The sequence below is a fragment of the Turicimonas sp. TL08 genome, assembly GCF_054660695.1.
The window spans coordinates 1-12,769 of record NZ_BAAGDP010000039.1 but is presented as its reverse complement, the minus strand read 5'-3'; the positions used below and the strand labels follow the sequence as shown (position 1 = coordinate 12,769).

The 12,769-nt window shown below is 46.2% G+C and carries 14 protein-coding genes; 8 read left to right on the top strand and 6 right to left on the bottom strand.

Annotated features, from left to right (window positions below; all coding sequences use genetic code 11):
- Positions 1–81 precede the first annotated feature (81 nt).
- Complete coding sequence (locus ACYQ4O_RS12490; protein ID WP_460175817.1) at positions 82–579, top strand: PD-(D/E)XK nuclease domain-containing protein; 498 nt, start codon at positions 82–84, stop codon at positions 577–579.
- A gap of 154 nt (positions 580–733) precedes the next feature.
- On the opposite strand, the gene paeA is transcribed toward ACYQ4O_RS12490, so the two are convergent.
- The 3 genes from paeA to ACYQ4O_RS12475 all read right to left on the bottom strand — a co-directional run bounded on the left by paeA (position 734) and on the right by ACYQ4O_RS12475 (position 3,425).
- The gene (gene paeA / locus ACYQ4O_RS12485; protein WP_277030885.1) at positions 734–2,056 is read right to left on the bottom strand and encodes a polyamine export protein PaeA; all 1,323 of its coding nucleotides are present in this window, start codon (positions 2,054–2,056) and stop codon (positions 734–736) included.
- Positions 2,057–2,117: 61 nt separating this feature from the next.
- The gene (locus ACYQ4O_RS12480; RefSeq protein WP_066594514.1) at positions 2,118–2,426 is read right to left on the bottom strand and encodes a hypothetical protein; all 309 of its coding nucleotides are present in this window, start codon (positions 2,424–2,426) and stop codon (positions 2,118–2,120) included.
- 12 nt (positions 2,427–2,438) lie between these two features.
- Positions 2,439–3,425, bottom strand: coding sequence for a DnaJ C-terminal domain-containing protein (locus tag ACYQ4O_RS12475; RefSeq protein ID WP_277030883.1), 987 nt, complete (start codon positions 3,423–3,425; stop codon positions 2,439–2,441).
- A 254-nt stretch (positions 3,426–3,679) separates the two neighbouring features.
- Here ACYQ4O_RS12475 and ACYQ4O_RS12470 point away from each other — a divergent pair, with 254 nt between their 5' ends.
- The 4 genes from ACYQ4O_RS12470 (at position 3,680) to ACYQ4O_RS12455 (ending at position 7,549) form a co-directional block, all read left to right on the top strand.
- Positions 3,680–4,702, top strand: a complete 1,023-nt coding sequence (locus ACYQ4O_RS12470; RefSeq protein ID WP_277037905.1) for an amino acid ABC transporter substrate-binding protein — start codon at positions 3,680–3,682, stop codon at positions 4,700–4,702.
- 72 nt (positions 4,703–4,774) lie between these two features.
- Positions 4,775–5,941 (top strand): amino acid ABC transporter permease, encoded by a 1,167-nt coding sequence (locus ACYQ4O_RS12465; RefSeq protein ID WP_277037907.1) that lies wholly within the window; start codon positions 4,775–4,777, stop codon positions 5,939–5,941.
- Positions 5,931–7,037 carry an amino acid ABC transporter permease gene (locus ACYQ4O_RS12460; RefSeq protein ID WP_066594526.1) on the top strand — a complete coding sequence of 369 codons (1,107 nt, stop codon included), beginning with the start codon at positions 5,931–5,933 and terminating at the stop codon, positions 7,035–7,037. The genes ACYQ4O_RS12465 and ACYQ4O_RS12460 overlap by 11 nt, the downstream gene beginning before the upstream one ends.
- Before the next feature lie 11 nt (positions 7,038–7,048).
- A complete protein-coding gene (locus tag ACYQ4O_RS12455) occupies positions 7,049–7,549 on the top strand; it encodes an AtaL-like protein (RefSeq protein WP_277030878.1) in 501 nt (166 codons plus the stop codon).
- Positions 7,550–7,622: 73 nt separating this feature from the next.
- Here ACYQ4O_RS12455 and ahpC read toward each other — a convergent pair whose 3' ends face one another.
- Positions 7,623–8,186, bottom strand: coding sequence for an alkyl hydroperoxide reductase subunit C (gene ahpC, locus ACYQ4O_RS12450; RefSeq protein ID WP_066594529.1), 564 nt, complete (start codon positions 8,184–8,186; stop codon positions 7,623–7,625).
- 237 nt (positions 8,187–8,423) lie between these two features.
- Between ahpC and ACYQ4O_RS12445 the strand changes: the two genes are divergently transcribed.
- Both ACYQ4O_RS12445 and ACYQ4O_RS12440 read left to right on the top strand, forming a co-directional pair.
- Positions 8,424–9,695, top strand: coding sequence for a M20/M25/M40 family metallo-hydrolase (locus tag ACYQ4O_RS12445; protein ID WP_460175816.1), 1,272 nt, complete (start codon positions 8,424–8,426; stop codon positions 9,693–9,695).
- An 80-nt stretch (positions 9,696–9,775) separates the two neighbouring features.
- Positions 9,776–10,288 carry an O-acetyl-ADP-ribose deacetylase gene (locus ACYQ4O_RS12440; RefSeq protein ID WP_277030876.1) on the top strand — a complete coding sequence of 171 codons (513 nt, stop codon included), beginning with the start codon at positions 9,776–9,778 and terminating at the stop codon, positions 10,286–10,288.
- Between the two features lie 187 nt (positions 10,289–10,475).
- Here ACYQ4O_RS12440 and dcuC read toward each other — a convergent pair whose 3' ends face one another.
- Entirely contained in the window at positions 10,476–11,870 is a 1,395-nt protein-coding gene (gene dcuC / locus ACYQ4O_RS12435; protein WP_277030875.1) for a C4-dicarboxylate transporter DcuC, read from the bottom strand.
- 85 nt (positions 11,871–11,955) lie between these two features.
- Positions 11,956–12,324 carry an IS200/IS605 family transposase gene (gene tnpA / locus ACYQ4O_RS12430; protein ID WP_460175815.1) on the bottom strand — a complete coding sequence of 123 codons (369 nt, stop codon included), beginning with the start codon at positions 12,322–12,324 and terminating at the stop codon, positions 11,956–11,958.
- An 87-nt stretch (positions 12,325–12,411) separates the two neighbouring features.
- Between tnpA and ACYQ4O_RS12425 the strand changes: the two genes are divergently transcribed.
- Positions 12,412–12,769: helix-turn-helix domain-containing protein (locus ACYQ4O_RS12425; RefSeq protein ID WP_460175814.1), on the top strand; the 358-nt coding region annotated here is incomplete at its 3' end.

Here is a 12,769-nt window from a genome sequence, read left to right as displayed (position 1 = left end):
TGTGAAATGAACGGTGCAGTAAGGCCGTTGTCAGCAGGAACCCAACGAGACCTTCTACAACAATAGGCTACGGCTGTTGTAGTGGTGGTAGGGAATCCTCTTCGTTCACGAAGAGGAGGATGTCAAATCGAACAGCTTCTTGCCGGAAAAACGTTGGAACAAGGAGGTGCTGATAGGATAGTTCACAGACTTGGGACAGAAGGCGCGGAATCAATCGTCTGCATGCTCAATCGTTTGTTTGCTTCGTTGGATTACGTGAATTATCCAGTCCGCAACGAGGCATCTTTACGTGCATTCATCCAGGTTTTCTTTTCAGGCGCAGGATTGGAACCTATCGTTGAACATCACAATGCTCACGGTCGAAGCGATTTAGAGGTTCGCGCAGGCGAAAAAGTTTGGTTAATCGAGCTCAAAGTTGCAAACGAAGGCGAAAATTCGGAAAGACTGCTTCGTGAGGCCATAGAACAAATTAGAGAAAGGCGGTACGGATACTCACTTTTGGACAAAACTCTCATTAGAGTGGCTTTGGTCTTTAGCCTAGAGAAAAAAGAATTCATCCGTAGGAAAGCGTTTGCCTAAAGCTAAGCGTCCACAACTTAATCTCGACACAAAAACTGGGCCGGCAAAAAGACCTAAGAAAATTACAGGAGACCGATTTCTAAAAACAAAAACTGAAGCTGTTACGGCTTCAGTTTTTGTTTGTGCTTGTTAAGTTCCAAGCTTATTCGTTTCGCTACTTCGCAGCTGCACCTTCCGATGGGTGCTCGGCTTCATCAACTTTGGTCACAAGAATCTGGTCAATACGATTCCTTTCAACGTCGATAACTTCGAATTTATAGCCTTCATAAATGAACTTATCCGTCAGCTTCGGCACCTTGCGAAGCATATACATCATGAACCCGGCTACGGTTTCATAAGTTTCATCGTCAGGGAGCTGTCCGAAATCAAAAACTCTTTCAACATCATCAATCGGAGTGGAGCCGTCAATCAGCCAGGAGCCGTCTTCTCTCTGAACGATCTGAGCTTCTTCCGGAGTCTGGACCAAATCGCCCATCACCGTACTCATAATATCGTTGAGAGTTATTACTCCAACTGTAAGTGCGTACTCATTTACAACAACTGCGAAGTCTGCTCTCTTGTTCTTGAACATTTCCAAAACTTCAGAAAGAGACAAAGAGTCTGGAACGGCAGGAAGCGGAGCGATGAAGTTTTCGTCCTTCAAAGAGAAAGAACGCCCTTCAATGACTCGGCGCAGAAGATCTTTGGAATCTACGTACCCGATAACATGATCGATGTCTCTGTCGCAGACAGGGAACTTGTTATGCGGACTGTCCGCAATCTTCTTGCAAATGCTCTCGTAGGTTTCATTGAGCGTAAAGTAAACCACGAATTCACGTGCTGTCATGGCGCTTGGAACCAAACGGCTTTCCAAGTCCATCACGTTTTCAATAGCTGCTTGCTCACTCGGAGCGAGAACGCCTGCCGCACCTCCGGCTTCAACGGTAGCGACAATATCTTCTGATGTAAGTTTGTTATTGCTCTTTGTCGGCAGACCCAAGGTCTTCATGATGGCGTTGGAGACCACCGTCAGCAGCCAAACCATCGGTTTCAGGATGGTTATCAGAAACAACATCGAGCGAATAAGACGTACTGATATTGATTCCGGCCTGCTCAGTCCCACTCTCTTCGGAATCAGGTCAGCAAACATAATGAACATGAAGGTGACCAGCACGAAGGAAGCAAGCCATGAAACTGTCGAAAGCATTTCAGGCGGACAAATAGGTGCCAATAACTTTTCGAAAACCGGAGTAAAAGTCGGCTCGCCTACGATACCGCCGAGAATGGCTACCGCATTGATACCGATTTGAATAACAGAGAAGAAAGGTCCGGGTTTTTCTTGGAGTTTCAAAACTAAATGGGCCCTTTCATCGCCCTGCTCTTCAAGCTGAGTTAGGCGGACTTTACGCGAGCCCGCCAGAGAGATTTCTGCAATAGCGAAATAACCGCCTGCAGCAACTAAAAGTAGTATTGCTATTATTCTTAGAGAGATGTCCACGATTTTCCTCTTAATCAGACGACATTATCTCAGATTGAGGAAAATACGCTAAATCGCTCAATCATAGATAAGGATTTGTCCTGTATATCTTTCTTATTTGTCTCCTCAACTCCTGGCTTTCACCGATAAAGTGAATCAAGAGAGCCAGTGAATTTGCGTCAAGCTGGAAGCTTTTCCTCAATCTTCCGGCTTTCTTAAAAACCACCACCGTGTTTGCCGGAAGAACCCCTTCTCGGAAAAATTCATCCAAAGCACCCAACTCTCTGAGCTCATTGAATACATCTGCCGGGATACCGCTCAATTTTTGGAGCTCATCGACATCCAATGTTTCAAAAGTGGTCTGAATCTGTGTAACTAATGCTTTACTCATATTCTTCGCTCCTTAAAGATCGGCCCGCGGATCAAATGTTGAAATCTCAGAGAGCTTCTTGTAGAGCTCTTTCTCTTCATCCGTCGGTTTCGGAGGAACCGCGATGGAAAGCACCAAGTAGAAGTCGCCCGGGTCACCCTTCTTATTCGGGAAGCCTTTACCGGCTAAGCGAATCTTCTGGCCGGCTCTGGCACCTGCCGGTACCTTCACGGAAACTTTCTTGCCGGAAAGCATCGGGATGACGACTTCTGCACCGAGAACCGCTTCATACGGAGCAAGCGGAACAGACAAGTAAACGTCGCGTCCTTCTACCTTGAAGCGACCGGATTCAATAATGTTGATAGTGATATAAAGGTTGCCGTTAGGACCGCCGTTATAACCGAGACCGCCTTTACCGGCCAAGCGCATTCTTTGTCCATCAATTGTTCCGGCAGGAACTTTGATTTCCAATGTCTTAGTCACATGGCGGACAGTGCCGTCAGGCTGCTGTTCCGGTTCTCTCAAAGAGAGGCTTACGGAAGTACCATTGAAAGCCTGTTCCGGTGTAATTTCCACGGCAGCTTCCAAATCTTCACCAGCCATTGCTCTTTGTCTAGATCCTCTGGCACCCCCCATGGAGCTAAACAAATCGGCGAAATCGAATCCTGCGCCGCCGAAATCAAAGCCTGAAGCACCGCCTTCACCGAAACCGCCAAAGCCGCCCCACCCCGGAGGAGGCTCAAAATTGCTTCCTTCTCGTCTTTGTCCGAGCTGGTCATACGCTGCTTTTTTCTCAGGATCGGAGAGGGTTTGATAGGCTTCATTTACGTCTTTAAATTTAGCCTCGGCATCTTTTTCTTTAGATACGTCAGGGTGATACTTGTGTGCCAATTTTCTGAAGGCCTTTTTAATATCAGCCTCGGAGGCATCTCTTTCTACGCCCAATATCTTGTAATAGTCTTTGTATTCCATAATGACAAATCCCTTATAAGTCTTGCTAGTTTGTTCTTTTTTGGACATTTTTGGCTTGTGTCTCGCTAAAAATGGGCCTATGGGTGAATTGAGATACTCGAAGAGGCGTGTGAAACCTGACGAAAGTGGTACAACTACAAGCTCTCAAATTCTTTTTGTGGTGAGCGAAACACATCCTTTCCTCTTCCGATCCATTACCCAACGGATTTTCTCGGAAAATACAAATTTCTAGTAAAAACATTTGTTAACAGTTTCCATTGTGGTAAAAGTATTAATAGCTCAACCTTAAAAAGGGAAACCTCATGAAAAAAATTCTGCTTTCTGCCGTCTCCGCTGCGGCAGCTCTCTCTTTCAGCCAAGCCGCACTTGCGGGCGCCGTACTCGATAAGGTTAAAAAAGACGGCGTAGTAGTTTGCGGCGTTAATACAGCCGCCCCTGGCTTCTCAAACGCTGACAGCCAAGGCAAATGGACAGGTCTGGATGTTGATTACTGCCGTGCACTTGCTGCTGCAGTTCTTGGCGACGCCACAAAAGTAAAATTTGTTCCGCTGAGCTCCCCGCAGCGCTTCTCTGCTCTTCAAGCCGGTGAAATCGATGTTTTGGCCCGCAACACAACTTGGAACCTGACACGTGACGCCTCTCTCGGAGCCGTCTTCGTCGGTACAATCTACTATGACGGCCAGGGCTTCTTAGTACCTAAGAAACTCGGTGTTAAATCCGTTAACGAACTCAACGGCGCCACTATCTGCGTTCAGTCCGGCACCAGCAGCGAACCAAGCGTCGCCGATTACTTCAAGTCTCATAACATGAAGTACAAAGCAGTTGTATTCGATACAACTGAAGCAACTCAGGGAGCTTTCCTCTCCGGCCGCTGCCAGGTTTACACCACCGACATGAGCGACTTGGCAGGTGCAAGAACTAAAGCCGCTAACCCTGATGACTACATCATTCTTCCTGAAGTTATCTCCAAAGAACCCCTCGGACCTTCCGTCAGACGAGGCGACAACGAATGGTTCCAGATCTGCCGTTGGGTTCTGAATGCTTTGATCGAAGCTGAAGAATACGGCATCACTCAGGAGAACGTTGACCAGGTCAAGAAGACGAGCACCAACCCGAACGTACAGCGTTTAGTCGGCAGCGGCGAAGATATGGGTAAACTTCTCGGCTTGGATAAAGATTGGTCTTACCGCATTGTTAAGCAGGTCGGCAACTACGGTGAAAGCTTCGAAAAGAATCTTGGACCGAAGACTCCGCTTGCTCTTCCGCGCGGTGTTAACAATCAATGGACAAAAGGCGGTATCCTGTACGCTCCTCCCGTCCGTTAAGATTTAACTCCGGTTAAAAAATGGCGGGATTCCCGCCATTTTTACCCGTTATTTGGAAGTAAGAAAAAAATTATGTCAGGACCAAAAGGTGATGCCTCTTGGAGGCTAAGAGAAAGACACAGAAAAATTAAAGAAGGTCTCTGGCAGGGAGCTTTGCTGTTAATTCTGGTGGCTGTCTTCGGCTCCTTTATTTTCAACGTTTCTGCGAACTTATCCGCAAGAAACATCCATTCCGGATTTGACTTCCTCTTCGAAAGATCAGGATTTGAAATCGGTGAATCTTTAATCACCTTCAACTCTTCAGAGGCTTATTTCAAAGCCTTCTTAGCAGGCCTTCTCAACACGATCAAAGTCTCCGTCTTGTCGATTATTACAGCGACGGTACTAGGCATTATCGTCGGGTTAATGAGACTTTCAAAGCATCCTCTGATTAAATTTCTCGGAGCATTGCACGTCGAGTTCTACCGGAATATTCCTCTTTTGGTCCAGCTGCTTTTGGTCTATCTCGTCATCACCGAGTTGCTGCCGGATTCCTTTGACCCTATCCATTTCGGATCTTGGGCCGTGCTCTCAAAAGCCGGATTCCAATTTGCCCTCCCAAACGATTGGCACATTTCGTTCGTAATCACAACCGTCTCCTTCGTTGTCTCCTGGCTGGCCCTAAGAGCTGCTTTTATTAAGAAATCAACGGGGCTGGTTGCGACCGTCAGCGGATTTTTGGGAGGCGTTGTTATCTCTCTTCTGACATGGATGATCTGCGGTTTTGTTTTCGGTTGGGATAAACCGGAAGTTCAGCGTTTTGCTATCGAAGGAGGAGGCTCCCTCTCTCCTGAATTCTTAGCCCTCTGGTTTGGATTAACGTTTTTCACCTCAGCAGCCATCGCAGAGATTTTCCGCGCCGGCTTTCTTGCGGTGCCAAAAGGACAATGGGCTGCCGCTTCGGCTTTGGGAATGACAAAGACTGAAATCATCAGTTATATCGTCTTTCCCCAAGCACTAAAATTAGCCGTACCTCCCCTGGCCAGCCAATACATGAACTTAACTAAAAATTCATCCTTGGCTGTAGTCGTCGGGTATCCGGACTTGGTTTCCATCGGAAACTCCACAATTAACTTAAACGGACAAGCATTAGAAGTTATCGTCATCATCATGTCCGTCTTCCTGACTTTGAATTTAATTACCGCAGTCCTGATGAACTGGCTGAACGCTAAAGTTACGAGAGGTACAAATGGCTCGTAATATTATTTTCAAGTACTCCAACAAGATTTGGAGAAGCTTCTTTTATTCTCCGTTGGCCTCCATTCTTACGATTGGTCTTATCTTGTTTTTCGGATTAGCCGGCTGGTATGTTTGGAACTGGGGCGTGGCAGATGCCATTTTCAGAGCCGACTTCAAAGCGTGTCTTCAGAATCACGACGGCGCCTGCTGGGGCTTTGTTACGGAAAAATGGCGTTTGATCATTTTCGGAAGATTCCCCTATGAAATTCAATGGAGACCTGCTTTAGCCACCTTCTTGGTCTTATTGATGCTGGTCATTTCGGCTTTCCCTCAGACCTGGACAAAACAAGCCTCTAAGTGGCTTATCGGCGGCTGGGTTTGCAGTTTGGCAGCCTTCTTTATTTTGATGAAAGGCGGCATTTTCGGCCTTGAGCGCGTGGATTCCGACAGCTGGGGCGGCTTGCCTCTGACAATCATTCTGACATTGTTGGGAATGACGCTTTCGGCACCTATCGGCATTCTGCTTGCTATCGGACGCCGATCCAAAATGGCAATCATCCGCAACCTATGCGCCGGCTATATCGAACTTATCCGCGGCGTCCCCCTCATTACCGTACTCTTTGTAGCTTCATTTATTTTCCCGCTGCTGCTTCCTCCGGCATGGAGAATTGAAGCCTTCTGGAGAATTGTGATCGGTATCGTGCTTTTCCAAGCAGCGTATATGGCCGAAACTATACGAGGAGGCTTGCAAACTATTCCGCAAGGACAGTTCTACGCTGCTGATTCGCTCGGTTTAAACCGTTTTCAAGTTTATGTGTACATCATTTTGCCGCAGGCTTTTGTCACGATTATTCCGGCGTTCGTTAATAGTTTGCTCTCCACTTTTATGGACACCTCATTGGTCACCATTGTCTCCATGTATGACCTAACAGGCAGCCTGAGACTGGCCCTCGGGGATCCCAATTGGCGCAACTTCTTCCTGGAAGGATATCTCTTTATTGCCATAATCTATTTCGTATTCAGTTTTATCATGTCCAGGTACAGCATCTGGCTTGAAAAGCGAATTGAACGAAAGAAACAAGGCGCGCTTGCTGAAGCTAAAGCTCAAGCAGCATAAGGAATAAGACAATGCAAAAAGTTCATGAACATATCATCCGCATGTCCAGCAAAACCCCTGATCTTGCAGGCAAAGTAACACGTGATGATTTATGGATGGGGCTCATGTTTTTTGTGACTCATCCGGAAGACTTTATTTCCGTACTGGAAGATGCAGAAATTGATGAGAATCTCCATCCTGACGGAACAACCACCCTCAATAGAAAATTGAATTTCGGTCCCTACACCGTTCAAGACGTGGTAGAAACAATTCCGCAGGAGCTAATTAAATTCAATATTGACGAGACGGAAGCAATCCCACAGAGCCGATTCGAAGTTCAGATTGAAGAACCGGAAGCCGGCGTTTTCTTCCTGCGATTTACGTATTTTGAAAATACAGAACACGAGCAGGTTAAAGGCGCGGAACAATACAAGCCGCTAAGAATCCAGGCTTGGGAACAGAAAGACAAAGATGTTGCCAATAAGCTTCTTGAAATGATTGCTCAAGGAAAGTTCGTCACTACCAAGCAATAACGCAGAATCCGTATAGCAAAACTCCCTGAATCTTTCGAGACAGGGAGCTTTTTGTGAGCAGCGAACCTAAGGATTAGATCTTACCGACGAGGTCAAGACCCGGCTTGAGAGTCTTAGCACCCGGCTGCCATTTAGCTGGGCAAACCAAGCCTGGGTTGGCTTCTACGAACTGAGCAGCCTGAACCTTGCGGAGGAGTTCCTTAGCGTCACGGCCGATACCGCCGTCGTGGATTTCGCAAACAACGATCTTGCCGCTAGGATTGATAACGAATGTACCGCGCTGTGCAAGGCCTTCGCTTTCGATCATAACGCCGAAGTTGCGTGTCAAAGTACCTGTTGGGTCACCAACCATTGGGTATTCAACTTTCTTGATAGCGGCAGATGTGTCGTGCCATGCTTTGTGTGTGAAATGTGTGTCTGTAGAAACAGCATAGATTTCAACACCAATCTTTTGGAATTCAGCATATTGTTCAGCAAGGTCTTCCAATTCTGTCGGGCAGACGAATGTGAAGTCTGCTGGATAGAAGAAAACGACAGACCATTTACCGAGGAGGTCTTTGTCAGTAACTGTGATGAATTCGTTGTTCTTGAATGCTTCAGCTTGGAACGGCTGAAGTTGAGTGCCGATTAAAGACATGTTTGTCTCTCCTTTAAAAATTTCGGTCAGTCTAAGACAGCATTAGGGTTTTGTCTAATGGACTATGTCTATTAACGTTATCGAAATTTTCTATCAGTCTTCTTCGTCCTTGATGGTCACGAGGTTATAGGAAGTATCTTCATTTCGTAATAAAGAGTAAGAAAAGGGATATTGCTTAAGTGGTAATACCACATTATGATTTAGGGCTATTACCAATGAACAAACAAGGAATTTCAGATGTCAGATCCAATCAAACTTCCTCCGATTCCAAATTCTGTTGTCGAAGCCTACAACCAGATCAAAACCTTCGAACCAGTCATTAAAGCTGTTGCAGCTGCAAAAGACGAAGAAGAAAGAACGCTCAAGGATCAAGTAGAAATTACAGAAATTGAAGCCGCTCCTTTCCATGAAGAAGACAGAGCCAAAGATTTTGCACAAAGACTCAAAGATCTTGGTTTGACTAACGTCAGAATTGACCAGGAAGGCAATGTTATCGGCGTTCGCCCGGGTACTGGCAATGGTCCTCGTTTAGCCCTCGGCGCTCACTTAGACACCGTTTTCCCGATGGGAACCAATGTCAAAGTCCGCAGAGAAGGAAACAAGTTCTACGCACCCGGAATTTCCGATGACGCCAGAGGATTGGCTGTTATTCTCGAAGTCCTCCGCACTCTTCAGGAACAGAAGATTGAAACTGTCGGCGACATCCTCTTTACTGCAACCGTCGGTGAAGAAGGCAACGGCGACCTTCGCGGTTCCAAGTACTTGTTCAAGAGCAAAGAAGAACACATCGACGGCTTCATTTCCGTTGACAGTGCCAATGTTGAAAGACTCCTTCACGGTTCTACAGGCTCCCGCCGCTTTAGAGTTACTTTCGAAGGCCCTGGCGGACACAGCTGGAGTGCTTTCGGTACAGCCAGCGCAACTCATGCATTAGGCCGTGCTATTGCCAAGATTGCTGACCTCGAAGTTTCTGCTGATCCGAAGACAACCTTCACAGTCGGCACAATCGTCGGGGGTACTACAGTCAACTCCATTGCTGCCTCCGCTACAACTGAAATTGACACACGTTCCGTCTGCAATACTGAGCTCAACAAGTTAGTTGACCGCCTGCTTCCGCTTCTTCAGCAGGCTGCTGACGAAGAGAATGCTCGCTGGAAAGCTGAAGGCGATGCACAGATCAAGGTTAAGATTGAACCAATCGGTGAACGCCCGGCCGGTGATCAACCTGATTCTTCTCCGGTTCTGATGGCTGCAAGATGCGCCATGGATGTTCTTGGTATTCCTCTGAAGAAATACACATGCGCCAGCACAGACCAGAACGTTCCATTGAGCCTCGGCATTCCTGCTACAACACTTGGCGGCGGCGGAACAGAAGGATTCAACCACAACGTTAAGGAATGGTATGACTCCACAGATTCCTACCGTGGTCCGCAGTTGGCTCTCATGACCGTTCTCGGCTTAGTCGGAGTTAAGGGCAGAAGCGAACCGCTTCTTCCAAAAAGAGCATAATTTGCACATAGTGCATTAAAGGAACTTCAAGAGCACAGATTTTTCTGTGCTCTTGTGCTATCAGCCTCCGGAGGAACTCAATGAGCAAACTAACGATATCGTGCGGAGACATCACTCGTTTAGCTGTTGATGCCATCGTCAATGCCGCAAACTGTTCTCTTCTAGGAGGAGGCGGAGTAGACGGTGCAATCCATAAAGCTGCCGGCAAACAACTGTTTGAAGAATGTTTGCAACTGGACGGTTGCGCAACCGGACAAAGTAAGGTTACCAAAGGCTATCTGCTTCCTGCCAAACACGTCATCCATACGGTCGGACCTATTTGGAGAGGCGGTCACGCAAATGAAGCCGAGCTTTTAGCTTCCTGCTATCGGACCGCCCTAGATATTGCCAAAGAATTGAATCTGAAAACTGTAGCTTTTCCAAGCATCTCTACCGGGGCTTATCGCTTTCCGAAGGAATTGGCCGCAGAAATAGCCGTCAAAACTATCCTTGAACATCCATTTGATGGCGAAGTTCAGATGTGTACTTTTTCACCAACAGATAAAGAGATCTATCAAAAGAAATTGGACGAAGCCAGAAGCCAGAACAACTAACTCTTCTGTCCACGAGTCACAAAACTTCTGTTGAAAGAGTCAAAAAAGAGTCACACGCGATGTCTGTATGCGTGCCTAACTCTCAAATATAGGAAATGCGCTTCTACCATTGAAAGAGAAGCGCATTTGAAAGTTTATGAAGTTTCACAGGTCTTATCGAGTCAGATGAAACTTCAACTCAACGGTTCTACAAGAGGATCAAAGAACTGAGGACGACGGTAATCATACCGATAGCCATGACAGGAATTGTCCTTCTCACAACTTCGAACGGGGAAAGTTCTGCAATACTGGAAACGGCAATCGTAACGCCTGCGATAGGAGACATCGAGCGTCCGATACCGCTGACTAATTGAACCGGACAAGCCATCACGATCAAGTCCCAATTTACAGCTTTAGCAGCATGCGGCAACAGAGAGTTAAACGCAAAGAATGCGGCGTTCGCTGAGCCGGTAAGAATAGAAGCAAAAGCCAAAAGTGTGCACATAACAATCAGCATGACGACACCGGCAGTGTTCTGCATAGAAGCTGCCCAACCGATGATGGTTGTAATACCGCCGGAAAGCTTCAAACCTTCTGCAAAGACCAGCGCGCAGATGATTAGAGAGACTGTGGAGGTAAATACTCGGCCCATTCCCTGGAAAATAGATTTGGTATTGGCAACACATTCTTTGAAGGTTCTCTTAGTTAACAGATCCACCAAGAAGGTGATGATCATGCATAAGAACATGCAGGTAATGAGCTCAAGTCTTACGCCTGTATAGCAGAACTTCGAAAAGATGAATAAGAATACGATTGGCAGAACGGGAAGAATGGCATAAAAGCGAGGAGCATCGGGCTGTTTATCTTTTGCACCGGCAGCCATAAGTTCGCTTCTCATCTTGAAATCATCTTCAGTCAGGCGCCCGCTGGCCAAATCTTTCTTATCGAAATATCTTTGCAGGAAGCCGTGAGAAACAGCAATGACGGCTGCAGCAATCACGCCGATAAGCAGCTGGCCTTCCAAAAAATATTCCATTGCAGAGATGCCTAAGAGCTTTGAAGTAACAATGGAGTTTGCAGAAGCAGGTCCTAAATCCAAGCAACTTGCTGTTACGATGACGGCAGCAGCCGAGACTCTGGAGACTCCGACAGCCATTAAAAGCGGATACACGGTGAGCATCAACAAAACGCCGAGGCCTACTGCAGACGGAATAAAGATGTTAATGAACTGGCCGACTAGATAGGAGATGGCAAGCAGCGTATACGGACTATGGATATAGTAAAGCGGCTTAGAGCAAACTTTAACGAAGGATTTGGTAGCACCAATTTTATCCAAGTAATCAGCTAAGCCGGAAATAACCATAATCTGCAAACCCAGTCCGGCTAAGGTTGAAGAAGACAGGTTCGTTACGACCTGAACCACGTCAAGCAGCATGCTGTGAGTAACTTTCTTTCCTGTGACGAGAGGCACATTGGTAAATAAGCCAACGGCGAGCAGCATCAGAAGGCCAACAAGAAGCAAAGCCCAAGGCGCATAGTATTTTTTAACGATGAGGTATCCGACTAGAACGATACCAACTGTAACGGTTAGAAGTCCGAACATTATGGTTCTCCTAATAGTTTATCAACCGACCCGTAAAACACCGTCCTTTAGGACGGTGATATAAGGGTCGAATATAATAATTTTTTCAGTCAGGCGTATTCTGTTGTTCAATGTACTGTTTGATAATAGAAATAGGTGCACCCCCACAACTTGCAGCAAAATAAGAAGGAGCCCAGAGAGCATCCCCCCATAACATGCTACGAATGGAGGGATATTTCTTTTTTCGAATAAGACGGCTCGATACTCCTTTCAGAGAATTGACTAAACGAGATATAGAGACTTTAGGTGGGTAAGTAATTAACAAATGAACGTGATATTTTTCGCCATCAAACTCCGCTAAGTCAGCTTCAAAATCATTACAAACTGAGGGAAAAATTACTCTCAGTGCGTCCAATATTTGTTTAGTAAATGCAGCGCGTCTGTACTTAGTGACAAAGACCAAATGAACAAGCAAAGGAAAACGACATTAACTGTCGCATCTAATATTAGTATCTAAGCCTATGACCAAATTTTAATTTGTCAAGGAAGTCAGGAAACAAAGATGCAGACAAGACGAGCTTTTAGATTTGAATTGTGCCCTAGTGGTGCCCAAGTTCGTTTGATGAGCCAATTTGCGGGTTCCTGTCGCTATGTCTATAACAGAACTTTAGCCACAGAAAAGTCACTTTTCGGCAAAGATAAAGCACATCGGTTCAACTATGTAGAGTGTGCCAGCCGTCTCGTTCTGTGGAAGAAAAAGCACTCTTTTCTGAAAGACTGTCATTCTCAAGTACTCCAACAAGCATTGAAAGATTTGGAGAAAGGATACAAGAATTTTTTTGCCAAGAGAGCGAAATTTCCAAGGTTCAAAAAGAAATTTCAGTGCGATTCATTCCGATTCCCGCAGGGGTTCAAAATAG